A 21,178-nucleotide genomic window follows, 5' to 3' on the forward strand; every position below is an offset into this window, starting at 1 on the left:
TGCGGCTGGGTCGGCGCGGCGGGCTTGAGGTCACCTCGACGGGGTAGGCGCGGCTGGTGTGGGGCCGGCGGGGTCCCGTCCCGGGAGGGGGCGCGCGGTGCGGCTGACGGGGGTGTCCCGGGCGTCCGGCTGGACCGGGCTCACCGTGCAGACCACGCTCCCCAACCCGAGCACCCGACCGGGCCTGCGCCTGCCGGGGCGGGTGACCCTCGAGGCCGGGCCGGAGGACGTGCTGGTTCGGCACATCCGGCTCGGCCTCGTCACCACTGTCGAGCCGGACGACCCGGCCGCGGCCCGGCGCCTCATGCAGTTCCACCACCTGCCGATCGCCGGCCGGTTCGTCGTACCGGCCGGCCGGCGGCGGGCCGTCGACTTCGCGTTGCCGCTGCCGTGGGAGACGCCGGTGACGATCTTCGGTGGGGTGCCGCTGCTGAGCCTGCGGATGGGTCTGCGTACCGAGGTGTCCGTCGACCCCGATCTTGATCAGGGGGCCATGGTGCCGGTCTTCGTGCACCCGATCCCCACCCAGCAGCACGTGCTGGCGGCGCTGGACACGCTGGGTTTCATGATCCGCCAGGCCGGGTTGCAGGAGGGCGGGCTGCCCGGGGTGGAACACACCCTGCCGCTGCACCAGCGCTGGGGCTACTGGGTGGGGCCGCTCTACGCCGGCCCGATCACCGAGCTGGAGGTGATCTTCGTGACCAACTCGGCGGGCCTGGAGGTGATCCTCTGGATGGATCGCCGGCTGGCACTGGCCGGGATCACCCACCAGAGCATCAGCCGGTTCCGGCTCTGGCACGCGGACGCCGACCGGCGGGACTGGGTCGCCACCGTGGACGGGTGGATCCGCCGGGCGATCAACCGGCACGCCGCCGCGGCCGCGCACGCCGACTGGTCCGCGCAGATCACCGGGTCCGCCCACGTCAGCCGCCATCCCGACGAGCCGATCCGGCCCGGCTACGGACTAGGCGGCACCGCCGGAGGCGCAGGAATCGGCGGCGGCGGCTCCGGCGGCGACGGCACCTAACCCCACCCCCACCCCGCCCCCGCCCGCCCCCGTCGATCATGGAGTTGTGGTGGGATGAATATCCGGTATTGCGCCTTTTGCGAGGCACCACAAGTCCATGATCGACGCGGACAGCAAGGGGCGTGACGCGTTTCGGGGGTGGCGGGGTTAGCTGGCGCTTGCTGTGGCTAGCTTCAGGCTGAAGGCCAGGAAGAGTGCGGCTATGGCGGTGGTGCCTCCGGCGGCCAGGCGGCGGCGCTGGCGGAACTGGGTGGCCAGGAAGGTGCCCGCGAAGATCAACGCGGTCAGGTAGAGCGCGCTGGTCACCTGGGCGATCAGCCCGAGCAGCAGGAACGACAACGCCGGCCAGGCGTAGCCGGGGTCGACGAACTGGATGAAGAACGAGATGAAGAACAGGATCGCCTTCGGATTCAGCAGGCTGATCACCAACGCCTTGCGGAACGGGCTGCGCATCGCCGCCGGTTCGGCGGCGTCGATGAGCCGCGGCGTGCTCGGGTCGTTGCGGTCGCGCCAGCGCCGCCAGGCGCCGAGCAGCATGGTCACCCCGACGTAACCGAGGTACGCGGCACCCGCGTACTTGATCACCATGAACAGCGGCGGGTACGCCTTGAGCAGCGACGCCACTCCGGCGGCGGAGAGGAACATCAGCACACCGTCGCCGACGAACACCCCACCAGCGGCCCGGTAGCCGACCGCGACGCCCCGCTTGGCCGCGGTGGAGAGCACGAAGAGTGAGTTTGGTCCGGGCAGCAGGATGATGGCCACGGTGCCCAGTACGTACGTCCAGATGTCGGTGATCCCCAGCACGCCCGCCATCATCACGCCACCGATGCCGTTCGGCGAAGTCTTTCCCGCAGCCTGGCCTGTGCGTTCGGCCACTCGTCGACGGTCATCGCGTACTGGACGGTGTCCCGCCAGGAGCCGTCCGGGCGTTGCCGGTGCATCCGCAACACCCCTTCCCGGGAAGCGCCGAGACGTTCGATGGATGCCTGCGAGCGCTCGTTGCGGATGTCGGTGTGCCAGGCCACCCGCACCGCGCCCAGCTCGTCGAAGGCCCGGCCGAGCAGCAGTAGCTTGGCCTCGGTGTTGATCCCGGTACGCCACCACGGGCGGCCGAGGAAGGTGTGCCCGATCGCCACCGATCGCCGTTCCGGGTCGATCTCGTAGTACGAGGTGGTGCCGACCACCGCCCCGGTGGCCGCGCAGCGCTGCACCCAGGGCGCCCGCTCGCCGCGGTGCTGTGCGGCCAGCGCGGCGGCGACCACCTCGGCGGTGCCGGCCGGTTCGGTTGGTCGCGCGGCACTGAGGTGCCGCCAGACCTCTTCGTCGTCGCACGCGGCGTGCAGTTCGTCGGCGTGGGCCAGGTCCAGTGGCTCCAGCAGGACGTGCTCGCCGCGCAGCGGCACCGCGTCGTGCCACGGCGTACGGGCGGTCCGTAGTGGCGCCGGCAGCGGCGCGGTGACCCCGGCGGCCGGCTCGGGCGGGCCGGCGGTCAGCCGCAGCGGCAGCACCCCGGCCCAGTGCGGCAGGTGCAGGTCGGCCTCGTCCTCGCGGACGCCACCGGTGCGGGACCGGACCGCCACCTCGCGCAGCGGCAGCGCCAGTACGGCGGTCTCGGCCATCTCCCGCCGGCTGGGCGGGCGGCTGTCCGTGCTGCGCCCGGCGGCCACCTTCTCCACCAGTGCGGTGAGCATCGCGGTCTTCTCCCGCTCGTCGGTGACCAGTCGGGCGGTGCCGTGCGCGACCACCGAGCGGTAGTTGGCGCTGTGGTGGAACTGGGAGCGGGCGAGGACCAGCCCGTCGAGCAGGGTCACCGCCACGCAGACCGCCAGTCCGTCGCCTCGGGCGGCGAGCAGTGGCCGACTGCCGGTCGAGCCGTGCAGGTAGAGCGTGTCGCCGATGCGGACGTGCAGGGTGGGCAGCACGCGCGGCTCGCCGTCGACGGTGAAGCCGAGCGCACAGGTGTACGCCTCGTCGAGCACGGCGTGCGCGGCGGCAGCGTCGTAGCTCATCCGTTCGCGGGAACGCTTGGGGATGGTCCGAGCGGTGGGTGGGTACATGCTCGCCCCTTTGTTCTAGTACAATCTCTTATTTGTGTCAGCACGCTATCAGCCCACCGGTTCGACGGCTCTCGAGATTTCGGCCAGCATCGAGTCGGGCATCCGTACGGGCGCCCTGCCACCGGGGGCCGCCCTACCGCCCGTGCGGGCACTCGCCGTCGAGTTGGGCGTCAGCCCGGCCACCGTCGCCCGCGCCTACCAGGAGCTGCGCCAACGCGGCCTGGTCGCCACCGCCGGACGGCACGGCACCCGGGTACGCCCCCGCCCCCGGTGGCCGCCCGCCGCTCCGCGCTGCGCCCCCACCGTTGCCCGGCGCCCGAGACCTGTCCCGGGGCGAACCCGAACCCCGTCTGCTCCCGCCGCTCGGCCCGCACCTCGCGGCGCTCGCCACCGAGGCCGGCCCGTCGGTCGGCTACTCCGACGCCGGGGTGCTGCCCGAGCTGGCGGAGGCGGCCCGCGCCCGGCTGAGCGCCGACGGCGTACCGGCCGGGGAGCTCACCCTCACCGGCGGCGCGCTGGACGGCATCGAGCGGCTGCTCGGCGCGCACCTGCGCCCCGGCGACGCCGTCGCGGTGGAGGACCCGGGCTGGGCCAACCTGCTCGACCTTGTCGCCGCGCTGGGGCTGCGCCCGATCGGCGTACCGCTGGACGACGAGGGGCCGCTGGTGGCCGGGGTCGCCGCCGCGCTCGCCGCCGGAGCGCGGGCGCTGGTGGTCACCAGCCGGGCACAGAACCCGACCGGCGCCGCCGTCTCCGCCGCCCGCGCCGAGGCCCTGCGGGCGCTGCTCGCCGGCCGGCGGGACCTGCTGTTGATCGAGGACGACCACGCTGCCGAGCTGGCCCGCGTACCCCTGCATTCCCTGGCGGGCGCAACCGGGAGTTGGGCCTTCCTCCGCTCGGTGAGCAAGCCCTTCGGCCCGGACCTCCGGCTGGCGGTGCTGGTCGGTGACGAGACCACGGTGGCCCGGGTGACCGGGCGTACGCGGGTCGGCGCCGGCTGGGTCTCCACCGTGCTGCAACGGCTGGTCCTCGCCCTCTGGAGGGACCCGGCGGTCGCCGAGCTGGTGCAGCGGGCGGCGCAGAGTTACGAGCAGCGGCGCGAAGGGCTGCTGGCCGCGCTGGCCGAGCACGGCCTGACCGCACACGGCCGCAGCGGCATCAACGTCTGGCTGCCCGTGGCGGACGAGACCAGCGCGGTCACCGCGTTGCGCGACGCCGGCTGGGCGGTGGCCCCCGGCGCCCTCTACCGCATCGCCGCGCCACCAGCCCTCCGCATCACCGTCAGCCCCCTGACCACAGAGGATCTGACCCCCCTGGCGGCAGCCCTGGCGAAAGCCACAAACCCCACCCCACCCCGAGGCTTCCCCACCTAACCCGCCCCCCGCCCCCGCGATCTTGCGGTTTGTGTCGTTGATATGCCCTGAATGGCCTATTTATCCGGGCAAAAAGTGCAAGATCGCGAGGATTCGGGGCGGACGGGGCGGGTATGCGGGGCGCCGGAGGTGGGGGTTATGGCTTCAGGTGGGGCGCGTAAGGGAGTCTGGATCGCGGTTGCGGTGGCGATCATCATCATCGTCATCGTGCTCATCGCGATCGCTTCCGGTGGGGACGGCGGCGGTAACGGGTACTGACGCGGCGGGTGGGCCGGCGCTGCGCCGGGGCGTACCCGGCACCGAGCATCGAACAGGTATATAACAGTCGGCATGGCCGAGCAGACCGGGAACGCCCCGGGCGCCCAGCGGTTCATCCCGCCCGACGCCGACACCATCGACGACCTGCGCACCGCAGCCGGCGGCTGTCGGGGCTGCGAGTTGCACCGGGACGCCTCGCAGACGGTCTTCGGCCGGGGCGACGAGAGTGCCCGGGTGGTGCTGGTCGGCGAGCAGCCCGGCGACCTGGAAGATCAAAAAGGGCTGCCCTTCGTCGGCCCGGCCGGACGGCTGCTGCGCCGCGCGGTCGACGACGCCGGGCTGGACCCGGGTCACCTCTATTTGACGAACGCTGTGAAGCACTTCCGGTTCGAGCTGCGCGGCAAGCGGCGGATCCACCAGACCCCGGACCAGGTGCACATCACCGCCTGCCGACCCTGGTTGGTCGCCGAGTTCGCCCGGCTGCGCCCGGAGATCGTGGTGGTGCTCGGCGCGACCGCCGCCAAGGCGCTGCTCGGCCCGTCCTTCCGGGTCACCCGGCAGCGGGGCGAGCTGCTGCCCTGGCCGGAGTCGGCCCAGCACCCGAAGGACTTCACCCGGGTGCCGATCGACAGCGCCGGCGGGGTGGCCGCCGCGACGACGGCCCGGCTGCTGGCCACCATCCACCCGTCCGCCGTCCTGCGCGCCGACGATCAGGACAAGGCGTACGAGGGCCTGGTCGCCGACCTCACCGTCGTCACCCGCGCCCTGCCCGACTGACGCCGGGACCTGTCCACGCTTGCCGCGCCAGGATTGCGTGGCCACCCCCGGGCGGGTAGCAAGGGTCGATGGATGTCGACAGCGAGGCGAGTCGGGCCGGGGTGACCACCGGGCGTGGTGGTGGATGGAAGCGGTTCGTCGAGCGGGCGACCGGGTTGCAGATGATGGCCGTCTACTGGGTGCCGGCGGCACTCCTGATCGGTCTGCCGGTGCGCTGGCTCTTCGAGCGGCAGGAGTCGCTGGTCGAGGCCGTGCTGAGCACCGCGCTGAACGCCGCCTGCATCGGGCCCGCGGTGTACCTGAGCCAGCGAGTCGTGGGCGATACCCGGCGGGATCCTGAGGGGTACGCGCTCTGCCAGGCACTGCGCACCGGCAACGTGTGGTCGCCGCCGTCGGTGTGGCCGTCGCCGCGCTCACCCTGACCCGGATCGGCAGGCTGACACCCCTGCTCGCCACGTCGAACACACCAGGACCGCGTGCGTGAACAACTTCCAGGGGTGCCGACCGCCACCACGTCGCCGCCCACGCCCGCCCGATCCAAGATCCCAGCAACTTCAGGGAAAGTGCGGGGTCACGGCGCGCTGAGGCAGCAACTTCACCGAAGTTGCGCGGATCTCGCGGGCGGCGGGCGGCGGGCGGCAGGTCGGGGCGTGTCACGTATGCCGGTTCGGCCGTTGGCTAAACCCACTGCCGATGGTCGACGTGGGTGCGCGAGGATGGGTCACCACCTTCCTGAGGAGCGCCGATGGCCACCGACCTGACCGCGCCGCGTACCGCCGCCGGACCTGAGGTCTCGTCGATTCAGCGGCGTACCCTGCGGCTGCTCTTCACCACCCAGATCATCGGCGGGATCGGCGTGACCATCGGCATCGCCGTGGGCGCGCTGCTCGCGGCACGGATCGCCGGGACCGCGGTGGCCGGTGTCGCGCAGAGCGCCGGGGTGGTCGGTGCGGCGCTGCTCGCCGTTCCGGTCACCCGGATCATGGCGCGGCACGGCCGGCGACCGGGCCTGGTGGTGGCGTACGCGGTCGGTGCCGTTGGTGGCGTACTGGTGGTGTTGGCCGCGGCCACCCGCTGGGTGCCGCTGCTCTTCCTCGGCATGCTGCTCTTCGGCGGGGGAACCGCCGCGAACCTGCAGGCTCGCTACACCGCGGTGGACCTGGCTGAGCCGGCCCGACGAGGGCGGCAGCTCTCCCTGGTCGTCTGGGCCACCACCATCGGTGCGGTGGCCGCGCCGAACTTCGCCGCGTTGGCCGACCGGGCCACCACCGGCTGGGGGCTGCCCCCGCTGGCCGGCCCGTTCGCGTTCAGCTCGGTGGCGTTCGTGCTGGCTGCCGTCGTACTCCTCGGGTTGCTCCGGCCCGACCCGCTGCTCACCGCGCGGCGGCTCGCGGCGGCCGAGGCGCCGGCGGACGGTGGCGGTGGTGCGGCGACGGCCGCCGCGCCGGTCGGGGTGCGCGCGCCGCGTGGCGCCGGGATGCGTGCGGCCTGGTCGGTGGTACGCGGGCGGCCGGCAGCCCGGCTCGGCATCGCCGCTGTGGCGGTGGGTCACCTGGTGATGGTGGCGGTGATGGCGATGACCCCGGTCCGGCTCGGTGAGTCGCACGCTGACGCCGATGTGCTGCGGCTGGTCGGCATCGTGCTGAGTCTGCACATCGCGGGCATGTACGCGTTCTCCCCGGTGGTCGGCTGGCTCACCGACCGGCTCGGCCGACGGGCGGTGATCCTCGGTGGGGTCGGGCTGTTGCTGGCCGCCTGCGCGGTCGCCGGCACCGCCGGGCACGACACACCCCGGCTCTCGGTGGGTCTGGCCCTGCTCGGGTTGGGCTGGTCGGGGACGATGGTGGCCGGCTCGACGCTGCTGTCCGAGTCGGTGGCGGCCGATGTGCGGCCGAGCGTCCAGGGGCTGTCCGACCTGATCATGGGACTGGCCGGGGCCGGCGCCGCCGTGGTCAGCGGGTTTGTCATGCAGTTCGCCGGATATCCCGTGCTCACCCTGCTCGCGGCGGTCGCGGCAGTGCCCCTGGTGGCGCTAGCGTTGCGCCCGGTGCCGACCGGGGCACCGGACGAGGAGGGCTGATCACTGTGCGGCTGACCGACTTCTGGACGCGGCTGGATGAGGCGTTCGGGCCCGGCTACGCGGCCAGCATCGCCCGCGATCAGGTGCTGTCCCAGCTTGGCGGACGGACCATCGAGCAGGCACTGGCGTCGGGGGAGCAGACGCACGTGGTGTGGCGGGCGGTCTGTGCCGCGTACCCCGATCGAGTGCCCGCCCGACTACGCTGAGCAGCCTTTTCGCCGCTTCCGCGTGTCGCTTCTCGAGTCGTACACCTGTTCGGCTATTGTCCACAGCGGGGTGCTCGTCCACAGCTCGCGGCCCGTCGGCTGGTTTTCTGTCGGACCTAGCGCCTAGCGTGTCCGCGTGACGCGAAGCTCAGCAAAGACGCCGGCGAAGGCAGGGGTGGCAACCATGGCAGCAGGGCCTGACCGGGAGAAGGCACTCGACCTTGCTCTCGCTCAGATTGACAAGCAATTCGGCAAGGGCTCGGTGATGCGGCTGGGTGACCGGCCGGTCGTCCAGACCGCGATCATTCCGACCGGCTCCATCGCGCTCGACGTGGCGCTGGGCATTGGTGGTCTGCCGCGCGGCCGGGTGGTCGAGATCTACGGCCCGGAGTCCAGCGGTAAGACCACGGTGGCACTGCACGCGGTGGCCAGCGCCCAGCGGCTCGGCGGCATCGCGGCCTTCATCGACGCCGAGCACGCGCTCGACCCGGACTACGCGAAGGCCCTCGGCGTCGACACCGACGCGATGCTGGTCTCTCAGCCGGACACCGGCGAGCAGGCGCTGGAGATCGCGGACATGCTGATCCGCTCCGGCGCGATCGACATCATCGTGATCGACTCGGTGGCGGCTCTGGTGCCGCGTGCCGAGATCGAAGGCGAGATGGGCGACAGCCACGTGGGCCTCCAGGCCCGGCTGATGAGCCAGGCGCTGCGGAAGATCACCGGTGTGCTCAGCAACACCGGCACCACGGCGATCTTCATCAACCAGCTCCGCGAAAAGATCGGCGTGATGTTCGGCAGCCCGGAGACCACCACCGGTGGTCGGGCGCTGAAGTTCTACGCCTCGGTCCGGCTCGACGTGCGACGCATCGAGAGCCTCAAGGACGGCACCGACGTTGTCGGTAACCGCACCCGGGTCAAGGTCGTGAAGAACAAGGTCGCCGCGCCGTTCAAGCAGGCCGAGTTCGACATCATGTACGGCAAGGGCATCTCGCGTGAGGGCTCGCTGATCGACGTCGGCGTGGAGCAGGCGATCATCCGCAAGTCCGGCGCCTGGTACACGTACGACGGTGACCAGCTCGGCCAGGGCAAGGAGAAGGCCCGGGAGTTCCTGAAGGAAAACCCGGACGTGGCCGCCGAGATCGAGAAGAAGATCCTGGAGAAGCTCGGCGTCGGGGTCGGCGCGGGTGACGCCGCCGGTGGCCCGGAGCTGCCGCCGGTCGACTTCTGACCGGTCGCTGACCCATGGCAGGACGACGCGCTCGTACGGGGAGGGGCTGGGATGCCAGTCCGCCCCGTACGGGCGACGACGCCAGCGATCCGCCCCGCCCTCGGCGGGGCCGCCGGGGGCGGTCCGAGGAGGCCGACGCCGTCGAGTCCCCGGCACCGCCTCGCGATGAGTCGGAGGTGGCCCGCGAGATCTGCCTGCGGCAGCTTGCCGTCCGGCCACGCACCCGGGCCGAGCTGGCCGGGGCGTTGGCAAAGCGGGGCATCTCCGAGGAGGTGTCGGCTGAGGTGCTCGACCGGTATGACGAGGTCGGCATCATCGACGACGCCGCGTTCGCCCGGGCCTGGGTGTCCAGCCGGCACACCGGGCGTGGCCTGGCCCGGAGGGCGCTCGCCAACGAGCTGCGCCGAAAGGGCGTGGACGGCGAGGTTGCCACCGAGGCACTGGGTGAGCTGGACGAGGAGACCGAGGCGGACACCGCCCGGAGCCTCGTGGAGCGCAAGCTGCGCACTGCCCGGGGTGAGCCGGACGCGGTCTTCCGCCGACTGGTGGGCATGCTGGCCCGCAAGGGCTACCCGCCCGGCGTGGCGATCCGGGCAGTGAAGGACGCGCTTGCCGCGCAGAGCGCCGAGGCGGCCGAGTTCGCCGAGCAGATAGACGCCGACGCGCTCGCCGACGCCGAGGGCGAGCTGGACCGCGACAACCGCCTGGCCGAGTGAGCGACGGGCTGGGGGTGTGGGCCGGTTGCTGAAGGCGTGTCTGAACGGCGGTCGCAGCCGCGACGCCCACCCGGCCGTGCCGGTCACCCCGGCAGAGTTGGCCGCTGACGCGGCCCGCTGCGCGGCGCTCGGCGTCGCGGCCGTGCACGTCCATCCCCGCGACGCGTCCGGGGCCGAGTCGCTGCGCCCAGCGGTGATCGCCGACGCGCTCACCGCGATCCGTGCCGCCCGGCCGGGGCTGCCGGTGGGGGTGAGCACCGGCGCCTGGATCGAACCGGACCCGGCCGCCCGGGTGGCCGCCGTCCGGGCCTGGTCGGTGCTGCCCGACTTCGTCTCGGTCAACGCGCACGAACCCGGTGCCGAGGCGGTCGCCGCCGCCCTGCACGAGCGGGGTGTGCTCGTCGAGGCGGGGCTCTGGACGCTTGACGCGGTCGAGGCGTACAGGAGTTGGCGGGTGCCGGCCGGGCGGATCCTCGTCGAGTGCATGGCCGAGGAGGTGGTGGCCGCGCTGGTAGACGCCTCTCGGATCCTCGCCGCGCTGCCGGCGGACGCACCGCCGGTGCTGCTGCACGCCGAGGGCCCGGCGACCTGGACGGTCCTCGCCGAGGCGGTCCGCCGGGGTCTGGACGCCCGGATCGGGCTCGAGGACACCCTGTACCTGCCGGACGGCTCGCCCGCTGCGGACAACGCGGCGTTGGTGGCGGCAGCGGTGGCGGCCGGAGCCAGCTGACGTCGGGCCGGTGTCCTCAGTGAGACGGATGGGTCACACCCCGCTCGGCCGTCGGTCGTCGCCTGTCAACCGGCTGGGCGTGGGCTGAGCAGGCCCGACACGTCCAGGGGACAGTGCGCCTCGCGGAGTTTGTCCCCTCCTGTCCGGCACGATGTCAGCAGGCCGTGACGCGGTAACTTCTCTCCGTTCGGGGGGTTTGATCATGAGTCCTTGACCAGACCACCCCCGGAGACCTAGCCTCGCCATACAGGCTCACATTGCCCGACCAACGCAGGCTAAGTGCACAACATAGATGGCGTAACAGAACAGCATCACTTTGGCCGACTCCACGGCCTTTGGCGGTAGTTCCGGACAGGCCGGTCCGGAACGCCGCGACAACTGCACCCGGTCGCCGACGATGCCTGCGGGCACCGCCGGCGGAGAGAGCTACCCACGGCCAGTCGCTCCGGTCGGGCGTCCACAGCCGCAGGAGTGTGCCCCCGGCACGGTCGCTGCGGTCTCGACGTTAGGGGAGGCGGCCATGGCGGGGCGGCGGCACAGGTTCACCGGTAGACCCGACGGGGTCCCGGCATGAACGCCTTCGACGTCGTGCTCCTTGCGGCCGTCCTCGTTCTCGCGGTGGTGGTGATCGGGGCCGTGCTGGTCGGCATCCGGACACTGCGCCGGATGGGCGCTGCGCCGGCTCCGGAGGATCCCGCCTTCATCGCCGAGAAGGACCGCCAGGAGCAGTCGCTGGCCGCCCTGCGGACCGCGGCCGACGAGGCGAGCAGCACGATCGACGTGGCGAAGTCCGCGGCTGCGGCGGCCCGTACCGAGGCGGCGGCGGCGAAGGCGGAGGCGAAAGCGGCCCGCGCCGAGGCGCGCCGGGTTCTCGACGACGCCCGCGCCGAGGCGGACACCGTTCTGGAGCGCGCCCACAATCAGGCCGAGGCGGACGCCGAGCAGTTGCGGACGACAGCCCGGCGTAGCGGCGAGCGGGAGGTCGCGGTGCTCGCCGCCACCACCCGGGAGCAGGCCGCCGAGGTGGAACGTCGGGCTGCCCGGATGGACGAGCGGGAGCGGATGCACACCGAGGAGGTGGAGCGGTTCGCCGAGCGGGAGCGGCAGCTCACCGCGGCGAGCGCTGCCCTCGCGGCCAGGGAGTCCGCGCTCGCCCAGCGGGAGACCGAGCTGGCCGAGTCGGAGGAGCTGCGCCGCCGGGAGCTGGAGCGGATCGCCGGGCTCACCGCCGACTCGGCAAGACTGGAGCTGGTCGAGGCGATCGAGACGCAGGCCAAGCGCGAGGCGGCACTGCTGGTGCGGGACATCGAGTCCGACGCGCGCAACACGGCCGAGCAGCGGGCCCGGCACATCGTGGTCGACGCGATCCAACGGGTCGCCAGCGAGCAGACCGCGGAGAGCGTGGTCAGCGTCCTGCACCTGCCCGGTGACGAGATGAAGGGGCGGATCATCGGCCGCGAGGGGCGCAACATCCGCGCCTTCGAGTCGGTGACCGGCGTCAACCTGATCATCGATGACACCCCCGAGGCGGTGCTGCTCTCCTGCTTCGACCCGGTCCGTCGAGAGGTCGGTCGGCTGACCCTGGAAAAGCTGGTCCTGGACGGGAGGATCCACCCGCACCGGATCGAGGAGGTCTACGACCTGGCCCGGCAGGAGGTGGAGCAACTCTGCCTCCGGGCCGCCGAGGACGCACTCGTCGAGGTCGGCATCACCGAGATCCACCCGGAGCTGGTGACCCTGCTCGGCCGCCTGCGCTACCGCACCTCGTACGGGCAGAACGTGCTCAAGCACCTGGTCGAGACCGCGCACATCGCCGGCATCATGGCCGCCGAGCTGCGGCTCGACGTGCCCACCATCAAACGGTCGGCGTTCCTGCACGACATCGGCAAGGCGCTCACCCACGAGGTGGAGGGCAGCCACGCCATCATCGGCGCGGACCTGGCCCGCAAGTACGGCGAGCACGAGGACGTGGTGCACGCCATCGAGGCCCACCACAACGAGGTGCCACCGCAGACCATCGAGGCCGTACTGACCCAGGCCTCCGACGCCTGCTCGGGTGGTCGGCCGGGCGCGCGTCGGGAAAGTCTTGAGGCGTACGTCAAGCGTCTGGAGCGGATCGAGGAGATCGCGGCCAGCAAGATCGGCGTGGACAAGGTCTTCGCCATGCAGGCCGGCCGGGAGATCCGGGTGATGGTCAAGCCGGACGACGTGGACGACATCGGGGCGGCCGTGCTGGCCCGGGACGTGGCCAAGCAGATCGAGGAGGAGCTGACCTACCCGGGTCAGATCCGGGTCACCGTGGTCCGCGAGTCCCGGGTCACCGAGATCGCCCGCTGAGAGATCACGGCTGAGGCAGACGAAGGGCCAGTCCGGATACCGGACTGGCCCTTCGCCTGCGAGCGGAGTGTCAGACGCCTCCGGCGCCCTCGGCTTGGGACATGAGTGCCGTCGCCGGCGGATTCTGTGCCGGGGTGCCCGCGGTTTTGCGGCCCTTGGCGAGCCGCCGCTGAACGTACTGGGCGAGCTTCGACAGCGAGTAGTTCACCACGATGAAGAGCACGGCGATCACGACGTACACCTGGATCGGGTTGCCCAGCACGCCGATGATCTGCTTGCCGATGTTCAGGGTCTCCTCGTAGCTGATGATGAATCCCAGCGAGGTGTCCTTGAGGACCACGACCAGTTGGCTGATCAGTGCCGGCAGCATGATCCGGAACGACTGCGGCAGCAGGATCATCCAGGTGGTCTGTGCCGGGGACAGGCCGATGGCGCTCGCGGCCTCCGCCTGGCCGCCCGGCAGCCCCTCCATGCCGGAGCGGAGGATCTCGCCGATCACCACCGAGTTGTAGATGGTGAGGCCGATGACCAGATACCAGAGGTTGTCGAGGTAGAGGCCGAACTCGGGGAAGCCGCGGGCCACGAAGAAGATGGTGATCACGACGGGCAGGCCGCGGAACACCTCGACGCAGACGCGGGTGACCGCCGACAGCAGCGCGCTCAGCCCGCGCAGCAGGTACGCCACCGGCGTCGCCATACCGGTGAACCGGAGCCGGGTCAGGCTCTTGAGCTGGACCCGCAGCACGGCGAGCAGCGTGCCTACCACCAGTGCGGCCACGATGGCCAGCGCCGCCGCGAACAGGGTGTTCTTGAAGCCGAGGCCGATCCGATCCCACACCTGGGAGAAGTTCTCGTTGGAGGGGTCGATCAGCGGACCCCACAGCTCCATCGAGAGTTGGCCCTTGTCGTCCAGCGGCCGGTAGATCAGGAAGTACGCCCCGACGAGCAGGACCAGTCCGGCGACGAGGCTGCTGATCAGCGTGATCCGCCGCTGCCGGGGCCCGGGGACGTCGTAGAGGACGCTGGTCTGCTGACTCATCGGGCCACCGCCTGTCGCTTCTCGATCCGGTCCAGCAGGGCGCCGAGCGGCACGGTCATGATCAGGTAGCCGATCGAGATGCCGATGGCGACCGGGATGAAGGCGTAGCCCTCGGCTCCGGTGAGCTGATCGGCTGCTGCCGACAGGTCGCCGACCACCCCGAAGAAGCCGGCCAACGCCGAATTCTTGATCATCGCGATGATCACCGAGCCGAGCGGCACCACCGAGGCCTGCCAGGACTGCGGCAGCACCACGTGGCGCAGGTTCTGCCCGAAGGTCAGGCCCAACGACCGCGCGGCCTCCGCCTGGCCGGCGGGCACCGCGTTCACCCCGGACCGCAGCGCCTCGCAGACGAACGCGGCGGTGTACAGCACGAGGGCGATCAGCGCGAACCGGAAGTACGGCAGGTCGGTGCCGAGCCGGGCGAACAGCGAGTCGATCACCGGGATGCGGAGGAAGTCCGCGTTGGAGCCGAGCGCCGGCAGGCCGAACGCGGCGAAGAACATCACCACGGTCAGCGGCATGTTGCGGAAGACGTTCACGTAACTGGTGCCGAGCCCGCGCAGGGGCGGCACCGGCGAGATGCGGAGCACCGCCACGACGGCGCCCAGGATGAGGGCGCCGATCGCGGCAAGTATGCAGATCTGGAGGGTGAGCCAGAAACCACCCGCAAAGACGTCGAACTTGTCGATGAGCACGTTCACGGGTCGGTGTTCCTCCCCACCCTCCAGATCGAAGGATCAGATCAGTAGCGGTTGATGGTGGGCGCCGAGCCCAGTTCCGCGCCGAACTTGCCGGCGGTGTCGTCCCAGGCCTTCTTCCAGCTACCGTCGCCGACCGCCTTGTCCAGCGCGTCGTTGATGAAGCTGCGGAAGTCCGCGTCCTCCTTCTTCACCCCGATGCCGTACGGCTCCTTGGTGAAGTTGGTGCCGGCCAGCTTGAAGGAGGCCTCGTCCTTGGCGATGTAGCCGAGCAGGATCACGTTGTCCGTGGTCACGGCGTCGACCTGGCCGCCCTTGAGGGCGTCCCGGCACTTGTCGTAGGTGTCGAAGAGCACCAGCTGGGTGCCGACGTCCTTGACGTACGTCTTGATCGTCTCGGCCGGGGTGGAGCCGGTGACCGAGCAGACCTTCTTGGTGCCGTCCTTGAACGAGTCCGGACCGGTGATGGTGGTGTCGTCCTTCTTGACCAGGATGTTCTGGCCGGCCTCGTAGTACGGGCCCGCGAAGGCGATCCGCTCCTTGCGCTTGTCGTTGATCGTGTACGTCGCGGCGACGAAGTCGACGGTGCCGTTGACGATGACGTCCTCACGGACCTTCGACGGCGTCTCGACGTACTCGATCTTGTCCTCGGGGATGCCGAGCTCCTTGACGATGATCTTGGCGATCTCGACGTCGAAGCCCTCGGGCTTGCCGGACAAGCCCTTCTGGCCGAAGCCCGGCTGGTCGAACTTGGTGCCGACCTTGATCTTCTGGGCCTTGTTCAGCTTCTCCATGGTGCTGCCGGCGGTGAAGGACTTGCTGCCAGCACCGGTGCCCTCCCCGCCGTCGTCGTCACCGCAGGCGGTGAGGCCGAGCGCCAGAGCGGCGACCGCGGCGACTGCCGCAACGCGCTTCATACGCATACTTTTCTCCTTCTTCAACGGAGCCCACCGAGGTGCGGCACGCTCCACTACGGACGCCTAGTGCGTGAGGATCTTGGAGAGGAAGTCCCGGGCCCGCTCGCTGCGCGGGTTGGCGAAGAACTCCGCAGGCGGGGCGTCCTCGACCAGTTGCCCGTCGGCCATGAAGATGACCCGGTTCGCTGCGTGCCGGGCGAAGCCCATCTCGTGGGTCACCACGACCATCGTCATGCCGTCGCTGGCCAGCGAGGTCATCACGTCGAGCACCTCGCCGACCATCTCCGGGTCCAGTGCGCTGGTCGGCTCATCGAAGAGCATCGCCTTGGGCTGCATGGCCAGCGCCCGGGCGATGGCCGCCCGCTGCTGCTGGCCGCCGGAGAGCTGGGCCGGGAACTTGTCTGCCTGGTTGGCGATGCCGACCCGGTCGAGCAGGGCCAGGCCACGCTCGCGGGCGGCGGCCGGCTTCTCCTTGCGGACCTTGATCGGGCCGAGGGTGACGTTCTCCAGGATGGTCTTGTGGGCGAAGAGGTTGAAGGACTGGAACACCATGCCCACCTCGCTGCGCAGCTTGGCGAGGGGCTTGCCCTCGGCCGGCAGCGGCTGACCGTCGAAGGTGATGGTGCCGGAACTGATCGGTTCCAGTCGGTTGATGGCGCGGCACAGCGTCGACTTGCCGGAGCCGGACGGGCCGATGACCACGACCACCTCGCCCCGACCCACCGACAGTGAGACGTCGTCCAGCACGTGCAGCGGCCCGAACCACTTGTTGACCGCGTCCAGCACGATGAGCGGTTCGCCCGTCGTCACGTCGTCCACCGTCCCTGTCGTCTCCCCGGATAGGGGTCGGTTGACCCCCGGTGCGGCCACTGTAGGCGGCCTGATGTGGCAGAACGCAACCCAGCGGGTCACGGAGCGGTAACACCGGTCACGATCGTTGTCGGACGTCCGATTCCGGTCATCGTGCGAGGCACAACGGTGGCGATCGTGGCGCGGTGCCGAGATCATGGGGGGATGACCGAACCGGTACGGCTGACCAAGTACGCCCGCGGCGGTGGCTGCGCCTGCAAGATCCCGCCGGGGGAGTTGGAGATCATGGTGGCTGGTCTCGGCCCAGCCACCGGGACCGCGGAACTGCTGGTCGGGTTGGACCACGGGGACGACGCGGCGGTGGTGCGGCTGGACGAGCGGACGGGCATCGTCAGCACCGCCGACTTCTTCACGCCGGTGGTCGACGACGCGTACGACTGGGGCCGGATCGCCGCGGCCAACGCGCTCTCCGACGTCTACGCGATGGGCGGCACCCCGTTGATCGCGCTCAACCTGCTCTGCTGGCCGCGCGACGTGCTGCCGATGGAGTTGGCGGGCGAGGTTCTGCGCGGTGGCCAGGACGTCGCCCGGGAGGCCGGCTGTCACCTGGCCGGCGGCCACAGCGTGGACGACGACGGCCCGAAGTACGGCCTCGCGGTCACCGGCACGGTCCGACCGGAGGAGCTGATCACCCTCGACGCCGGGCGGGCCGGGGTGCCGTTGTCGCTGACGAAGCCCCTCGGGGTGGGTGTGCTGAACACCCGACACAAGACCACCGGCGAGAGCTTTCCGGAGGCGGTGGCAACGATGAGCGCGCTCAATCGGGACGCCGCTCGCGCGGCGGTTGCCGCCGGCATCCGTTGTGGCACCGACGTGACCGGGTTCGGTCTGCTCGGGCACGCCTCGAAGCTGGCCCGGGCCAGCCAGCTCACGGTGGCCATCGACATGGCCCGGGTTCCCTACCTGGCCGGCGCGCGGGAGGCGCTACGCGACGGCTACGTCAGCGGCGGCAGCCGGCGCAACCTGGAGTGGGTCACCCCGTGGACCGATTTCGGCGCGGCGGGTGAGGACGAGCGGTTGCTGCTGGCCGATGCGCAGACCTCGGGTGGCCTGCTGGTCGCCGGCGAGGTGCCGGGCGCGCCCGTGGTGGGTGAGTTGCTGCCCCGCGGCGAGCACCTCGTCGTCCTGCGCTGACCTCTCGGCGGCCGTCGTCGGACAGGCGATCGCCGTCGTCGAACACGCGGTGGCGGTGGTGCCGATCGCGCACCATACCCGATAAACTGTCACCTTCCCGCTACTCCGAGCAATGCTGCTCAGGGAAATTTTGCCCGGAATGGTCACAGACCGGTAACTTGCCCCCGGCTGGGGTCAAATGCCCCCCACCATCGTGTGTAAGGCCCGATCCGGAGGCCGGTGGGACGAACGCAGCGAGGAGGCGGAATGACCGAGCTGTGGAACTGGAGAATCGACGGGGTACGTCCCGTGGAGGTCTACCCGGCGCTGGCCGAGGCGCTTGGTCGGGTGGTGATGCCGCTGGCGGTGGCCGACCCGGCCCGGCTGCCGACGTACGCGGTGGTGTGCGACGTCTGGCAGGCGCCGGGCGAGTTCGCGACGGTCGTGGATTGCTACGGGGTGCCCGAGCAGCTCCCCGAGCACGCCAGCATCGCCGCGCTCGCTCGGATACTGGGGCGCAACTGCCTGCTGCGCGACGACACGCTCGACGCGGGCCGGCACCTGCTCGTCGCACCGGACGGCACGGTCCGTCCGGTGCACTTCGACGTGCGGGACACCGACGACGGCGAGGTGCTCAGCAGGCACCGGCTCTGCACGCTGGGCGACCCGGGTTGCCGGGGCTGGTCGCAGTGCCACCGCTCGCGCTGGGCACCCGACACGGTCGCCCCGGCGCTCGCCGCGGCCTGACCCGCCACGGGTCAGGCCCGGCCGGCCGGGGCCGCGCCGGCGACACGGTGATCAGCTGGAGGCGGTGGCCTGCCGGTCCGGGGTGCCCGTTCCGGCACCCCGCACCACCAGTTGGTCGAGCAGGGTGCGCGTCGCTTCGGCCACGGCGGCCACTGCGGCGTCGAACGCGGCGGCGTTGTGCGCGGCGGGCGCCCGGAAGCCAGAGATCTTCCGGACGTACTGCAACGCCGCCGCCTCGACGTCCGCGTCGGTCACCTGCGGGGTGAACGGCTCACGCAGCGTCTTGATGCTCCGGCACATGTGCGCTCCTCCTCTGCCGGCACCCGGGTTGCACCCGCGGTGCCGGTGTTTGTACCGACGGTGACACTGGGTCGATATTTGTCTATCCTGGTCACGGACCAGAGCCTTTCGAGCCATTCTCGCCGCTCGCGCTCCCAGCGCCCCGGGCCCCCGGAGACTCATTGTGGACCACGCCCCCACCCGCCCATCCCGTCCCGACCTAGTCGACCTCACACGTAGCCTGCACATTCCGTTGGAGCGGATCGCCGTCGAGCACGCCGATCTGGTCGAGGCGGTCCGCAGGCGCGTCGTCGCGAACGAATCCGTGCCGTCCGGCAGCGTCCCCGTCGCCGCCTTCAACTCGTCCATCTGAGCGATGGCCTGCCGGTGCGGTCCACCCGCAGTGGGCGGATCCTGCCGGCGGATCAGCCAGTTCGTGCTGAAGGTGCACAGCCGGTGCGACCTCAGCTGCGACCACTGCTACGTCTACCAGCACGCCGACCAGACCTGGCGTGGTCGACCGGTGCGAATGCCACCGGCCACGGTCCGGGCCGCCGCACGGCGCATCGCGGAGCACGCCCGCGAGCACGAGCTGCCGGTCGTGCACGTGGTGCTGCACGGGGGTGAGCCGCTGCTGCTGGGTGCTGCCGGGCTGCGCGAGGTGCTGGCCGAGCTGCGGACGGCGATCACGCCGTGGACGTTGCTCGACCTCCGCATGCAGACCAACGGCGTGTTGCTCGACGAGGAGCTGTGCCGGCTGCTCGTCGAGTACAACGTGCAGGTCGGTGTGTCGTTCGACGGTGACCGTGCCGCCAACGACCGTCACCGGGTCTTCGCCCACGGCGGCAGCAGCCATGACCACGTCCGGCGAGCCCTGGCCCTTCTCCGGCAGCCGGAGCACCGCGTCAGCTACGCCGGCATCCTCTGCACGGTCGACGTTCGCAACGACCCCGACCGGGTGTACGAGGCACTGCTGGCCGAGAGCCCTCCCCGGGTCGACCTGCTGCTGCCACACGCCACCTGGGACAACCCCCCGGAGCGCCCCGGGCCCCGGGCCACCCCGTACGCGGATTGGCTGGAACGGCTCCACCGGCGCTGGGTGGACGACGCGCGTCCCGTGTCGATCCGGCTGTTCGAGGCGTTGCGGCCCGGCGGCGGCGGCACCGAGGCGTTCGGCCTCGCGCCGGCCGACGTTCTGGTGATCGAGGCGGACGGCAGTTGGGAGCAGGTCGACTCGCTGAAGACCGCCTACCACGGCGCGGCCGGCACCGGGTTCGACGTGTTCGGCCATTCCGTGGACGAGGCCGCCCGGCACCCCGGGGTCGCGATCCGACAGGACGGTGTGGACGGGCTCTGCGCGACCTGCCGAGCCTGCCCGGTGGTCGACCGATGTGGCGGCGGCCTGTACGCCCACCGCTGGCGCACCGGCTCCGGCTTCGACAACCCCTCGGTGTACTGCGCCGACCTGCTCCAGCTCATCGACCGCGTAGACGCGTACCCGGAGCCCGCTTCCGCCGCGCCGAGCGAGTGGTCCGCCGCGTTGCCGGTCGACGAGCTGCTGGACGACCTGGCCACCGGGCACGGGTCGGCGCCGACGCTGGCGCTGCTCGCCGCCACCCAGCTCTCCATCACCCGGGCGCTGCTGGTGGCCTGCCGGGACATGGTCGGCCCCACAGCCGCCTGGGAGCTGCTCGTCCACCTCGATCAGGCGGCGCCGGAGGCGGTCCGGGCGGTCCTGGAGCACCCCTTCGTTCGGCCCTGGCTGGTGCATCGCCTCGACTCGTCGGCGCGGTCCCGCGTCAGCCCGGCGCTCGACCCGCTGCCGGCGCTCGCCGTCGCCGCGGCTCTCCGGGCGGGCGTTCCGGCCACGGTGCACGTCCCGGTGCGGGCCGATGCGATCACGTTGCCCACGCTCGGCGGCCTGCTGCTGCCCGGCCTGGGTGAGAGCGCAGAGGTGACCGTCCGGCCGGGTGAATTCCGGGTTCGGGGTGGGACCGCCGAGCGGACGGTGCTCCTCGATCCGGTCGAGCCGTCGGCCGGCTGGCGACCGACACGCGACGTGCCGGTTTCCGCTGGGCGGTTCCTCGTCGAGGACGGCGACCCGTACCGGGACTGCTACGGCCAGCCGGTGGCACCTCGCCTGGAGGCCCCGGCGGCGCGGGCGTTGGGCCGTACCCTGGCCGAGGCCTGGCAGGTCGTGCACCGGGACGTGCCGGCGCACGCGGCGGCGCTCGACGGCGGTCTGCGCGCCGTCGTGCCGCTGGCACCCGACCCGGCGCGACCGTTGCGGAGTGCGACCGCCCGGCACGCGTTCGGCGCGGTCGCCGTCACCACCGACCCGGACCCGGAGACGATGGCGGAGCTGCTCGTGCACGAGTGGCAGCACGCCAAGCTCGGAGCCGTGCTCGACCTGTACGACCTCGTCGAACCCGGGCAGGGCACCCGGATCCGGGTGCCCTGGCGTCCCGACCCGCGGCCACCCGAAGGCGTGTTGCAGGGGGTGTACGCACATCTGGCTGTCACCCAGGTGTGGCGGTCCCGGGCGGCCGCCGACGGCGGGGACGCGTCGGCGCACGCTGCCCGTTTCCTGGCCTGGACCCGGGACGGCGTCGACGCGCTGCTGGGCAGTCGGTCGCTCACCGCGGCGGGCGAGCGGTTCGTCGGGCAGATGCGTCACGCCCTGGAGGAGACCTGTGTCGGGTCCAGATGAGCAGGAT

Annotated in this window: 19 protein-coding genes and 1 pseudogene; 13 read left to right on the plus strand and 7 right to left on the minus strand. The window is 71.5% G+C overall.

Annotated elements, in window-relative coordinates:
• Nucleotides 1-97 precede the first annotated feature (97 nt).
• Nucleotides 98-1,027 carry a sporulation protein gene (locus tag PCA76_RS07545; RefSeq protein ID WP_272616293.1) on the plus strand — a complete coding sequence of 310 codons (930 nt, stop codon included), beginning with the start codon at nucleotides 98-100 and terminating at the stop codon, nucleotides 1,025-1,027.
• 147 nt (nucleotides 1,028-1,174) lie between these two features.
• Here PCA76_RS07545 and leuE read toward each other — a convergent pair whose 3' ends face one another.
• Together leuE and PCA76_RS07555 are read right to left on the minus strand one after the other, a co-directional pair.
• Complete coding sequence (gene leuE / locus PCA76_RS07550; protein WP_272619235.1) at nucleotides 1,175-1,846, minus strand: leucine efflux protein LeuE; 672 nt, start codon at nucleotides 1,844-1,846, stop codon at nucleotides 1,175-1,177.
• On the minus strand, nucleotides 1,846-3,087 hold the full coding sequence (locus PCA76_RS07555) for a bifunctional pyridoxamine 5'-phosphate oxidase family protein/GNAT family N-acetyltransferase (RefSeq protein ID WP_272616295.1): 1,242 nt from the start codon (nucleotides 3,085-3,087) through the stop codon (nucleotides 1,846-1,848). The genes leuE and PCA76_RS07555 overlap by 1 nt, the downstream gene beginning before the upstream one ends.
• Nucleotides 3,088-3,121: 34 nt before the next feature.
• On the opposite strand from PCA76_RS07555, the pseudogene PCA76_RS07560 reads away from it, so the two are divergent.
• The 9 genes and pseudogenes from PCA76_RS07560 to rny all read left to right on the plus strand — a co-directional run bounded on the left by PCA76_RS07560 (nucleotide 3,122) and on the right by rny (nucleotide 12,795).
• Nucleotides 3,122-4,460, plus strand: a pseudogene (locus PCA76_RS07560) (aminotransferase class I/II-fold pyridoxal phosphate-dependent enzyme).
• Nucleotides 4,461-4,790: 330 nt separating this feature from the next.
• Nucleotides 4,791-5,495: a UdgX family uracil-DNA binding protein gene (locus PCA76_RS07565; protein ID WP_272616297.1), complete on the plus strand. Its 705-nt coding sequence runs from the start codon at nucleotides 4,791-4,793 to the stop codon at nucleotides 5,493-5,495.
• Between the two features lie 68 nt (nucleotides 5,496-5,563).
• A complete protein-coding gene (locus PCA76_RS07570; protein ID WP_272616298.1) occupies nucleotides 5,564-5,917 on the plus strand; it encodes a hypothetical protein in 354 nt (117 codons plus the stop codon).
• Nucleotides 5,918-6,240: 323 nt separating this feature from the next.
• Nucleotides 6,241-7,575, plus strand: a complete 1,335-nt coding sequence (locus tag PCA76_RS07575; RefSeq protein WP_272616300.1) for an MFS transporter — start codon at nucleotides 6,241-6,243, stop codon at nucleotides 7,573-7,575.
• 5 nt (nucleotides 7,576-7,580) lie between these two features.
• Nucleotides 7,581-7,781: a DUF3046 domain-containing protein gene (locus PCA76_RS07580; protein ID WP_030489422.1), complete on the plus strand. Its 201-nt coding sequence runs from the start codon at nucleotides 7,581-7,583 to the stop codon at nucleotides 7,779-7,781.
• A gap of 184 nt (nucleotides 7,782-7,965) precedes the next feature.
• Nucleotides 7,966-9,012, plus strand: coding sequence for a recombinase RecA (gene recA, locus PCA76_RS07585; protein WP_272616303.1), 1,047 nt, complete (start codon nucleotides 7,966-7,968; stop codon nucleotides 9,010-9,012).
• A gap of 14 nt (nucleotides 9,013-9,026) precedes the next feature.
• Nucleotides 9,027-9,728 carry a regulatory protein RecX gene (locus PCA76_RS07590; protein ID WP_272616305.1) on the plus strand — a complete coding sequence of 234 codons (702 nt, stop codon included), beginning with the start codon at nucleotides 9,027-9,029 and terminating at the stop codon, nucleotides 9,726-9,728.
• Between the two features lie 16 nt (nucleotides 9,729-9,744).
• A complete protein-coding gene (locus PCA76_RS07595) occupies nucleotides 9,745-10,458 on the plus strand; it encodes a 3-keto-5-aminohexanoate cleavage protein (protein WP_272616307.1) in 714 nt (237 codons plus the stop codon).
• Nucleotides 10,459-11,028: 570 nt separating this feature from the next.
• Complete coding sequence (gene rny / locus PCA76_RS07600; RefSeq protein WP_272616308.1) at nucleotides 11,029-12,795, plus strand: ribonuclease Y; 1,767 nt, start codon at nucleotides 11,029-11,031, stop codon at nucleotides 12,793-12,795.
• A 70-nt stretch (nucleotides 12,796-12,865) separates the two neighbouring features.
• Here rny and PCA76_RS07605 read toward each other — a convergent pair whose 3' ends face one another.
• Genes PCA76_RS07605 through PCA76_RS07620 form a run of 4 tightly spaced genes read right to left on the minus strand, consistent with a single transcriptional unit; the run spans nucleotide 12,866 to nucleotide 16,271 of the window.
• The gene (locus PCA76_RS07605; protein WP_272616310.1) at nucleotides 12,866-13,834 is read right to left on the minus strand and encodes an amino acid ABC transporter permease; all 969 of its coding nucleotides are present in this window, start codon (nucleotides 13,832-13,834) and stop codon (nucleotides 12,866-12,868) included.
• The gene (locus tag PCA76_RS07610) at nucleotides 13,831-14,538 is read right to left on the minus strand and encodes an amino acid ABC transporter permease (protein ID WP_272616311.1); all 708 of its coding nucleotides are present in this window, start codon (nucleotides 14,536-14,538) and stop codon (nucleotides 13,831-13,833) included. Before PCA76_RS07610 ends, PCA76_RS07605 begins: the two co-directional genes overlap by 4 nt.
• 41 nt (nucleotides 14,539-14,579) lie before the next feature.
• Nucleotides 14,580-15,458, minus strand: coding sequence for a glutamate ABC transporter substrate-binding protein (locus PCA76_RS07615; RefSeq protein ID WP_272616312.1), 879 nt, complete (start codon nucleotides 15,456-15,458; stop codon nucleotides 14,580-14,582).
• A gap of 57 nt (nucleotides 15,459-15,515) precedes the next feature.
• On the minus strand, nucleotides 15,516-16,271 hold the full coding sequence (locus tag PCA76_RS07620) for an amino acid ABC transporter ATP-binding protein (RefSeq protein WP_272616313.1): 756 nt from the start codon (nucleotides 16,269-16,271) through the stop codon (nucleotides 15,516-15,518).
• 195 nt (nucleotides 16,272-16,466) lie between these two features.
• On the opposite strand from PCA76_RS07620, the gene selD reads away from it, so the two are divergent.
• Both selD and PCA76_RS07630 read left to right on the plus strand, forming a co-directional pair.
• Nucleotides 16,467-17,456 (plus strand): selenide, water dikinase SelD, encoded by a 990-nt coding sequence (gene selD / locus PCA76_RS07625; RefSeq protein WP_272616314.1) that lies wholly within the window; start codon nucleotides 16,467-16,469, stop codon nucleotides 17,454-17,456.
• 246 nt (nucleotides 17,457-17,702) lie between these two features.
• Nucleotides 17,703-18,182: a hypothetical protein gene (locus PCA76_RS07630; protein WP_272616316.1), complete on the plus strand. Its 480-nt coding sequence runs from the start codon at nucleotides 17,703-17,705 to the stop codon at nucleotides 18,180-18,182.
• 51 nt (nucleotides 18,183-18,233) lie between these two features.
• Here the strand turns inward: PCA76_RS07630 and PCA76_RS07635 are convergent, their stop codons facing one another.
• Entirely contained in the window at nucleotides 18,234-18,482 is a 249-nt protein-coding gene (locus PCA76_RS07635; RefSeq protein ID WP_272616317.1) for a DUF2277 family protein, read from the minus strand.
• Between the two features lie 382 nt (nucleotides 18,483-18,864).
• Here PCA76_RS07635 and PCA76_RS07640 point away from each other — a divergent pair, with 382 nt between their 5' ends.
• Entirely contained in the window at nucleotides 18,865-21,171 is a 2,307-nt protein-coding gene (locus tag PCA76_RS07640; protein ID WP_272616318.1) for an FxsB family cyclophane-forming radical SAM/SPASM peptide maturase, read from the plus strand.
• Nucleotides 21,172-21,178: the final 7 nt, after the last annotated feature.

The organism is Micromonospora sp. LH3U1, from assembly GCF_028475105.1.
In the GTDB taxonomy this organism is placed as follows: domain Bacteria; phylum Actinomycetota; class Actinomycetes; order Mycobacteriales; family Micromonosporaceae; genus Micromonospora.

What these genes read in the sequence shown, in the direction of transcription:
- PCA76_RS07635 (WP_272616317.1), bottom strand. Translation starts at nt 18,482, where the DNA reads ATGTGCCGGAGCATCAAGACGCTGCGTGAGCCGTTCACCCCGCAGGTG.
- recA (WP_272616303.1), top strand. Translation starts at nt 7,966, where the DNA reads ATGGCAGCAGGGCCTGACCGGGAGAAGGCACTCGACCTTGCTCTCGCT.
- leuE (WP_272619235.1), bottom strand. Translation starts at nt 1,846, where the DNA reads ATGATGGCGGGCGTGCTGGGGATCACCGACATCTGGACGTACGTACTG.
- PCA76_RS07605 (WP_272616310.1), bottom strand. Translation starts at nt 13,834, where the DNA reads ATGAGTCAGCAGACCAGCGTCCTCTACGACGTCCCCGGGCCCCGGCAG.
- PCA76_RS07590 (WP_272616305.1), top strand. Translation starts at nt 9,027, where the DNA reads ATGGCAGGACGACGCGCTCGTACGGGGAGGGGCTGGGATGCCAGTCCG.
- PCA76_RS07555 (WP_272616295.1), bottom strand. Translation starts at nt 3,087, where the DNA reads ATGTACCCACCCACCGCTCGGACCATCCCCAAGCGTTCCCGCGAACGG.
- PCA76_RS07630 (WP_272616316.1), top strand. Translation starts at nt 17,703, where the DNA reads ATGACCGAGCTGTGGAACTGGAGAATCGACGGGGTACGTCCCGTGGAG.
- PCA76_RS07615 (WP_272616312.1), bottom strand. Translation starts at nt 15,458, where the DNA reads ATGCGTATGAAGCGCGTTGCGGCAGTCGCCGCGGTCGCCGCTCTGGCG.
- rny (WP_272616308.1), top strand. Translation starts at nt 11,029, where the DNA reads ATGAACGCCTTCGACGTCGTGCTCCTTGCGGCCGTCCTCGTTCTCGCG.
- PCA76_RS07575 (WP_272616300.1), top strand. Translation starts at nt 6,241, where the DNA reads ATGGCCACCGACCTGACCGCGCCGCGTACCGCCGCCGGACCTGAGGTC.
- selD (WP_272616314.1), top strand. Translation starts at nt 16,467, where the DNA reads ATGACCGAACCGGTACGGCTGACCAAGTACGCCCGCGGCGGTGGCTGC.
- PCA76_RS07565 (WP_272616297.1), top strand. Translation starts at nt 4,791, where the DNA reads ATGGCCGAGCAGACCGGGAACGCCCCGGGCGCCCAGCGGTTCATCCCG.
- PCA76_RS07570 (WP_272616298.1), top strand. Translation starts at nt 5,564, where the DNA reads ATGGATGTCGACAGCGAGGCGAGTCGGGCCGGGGTGACCACCGGGCGT.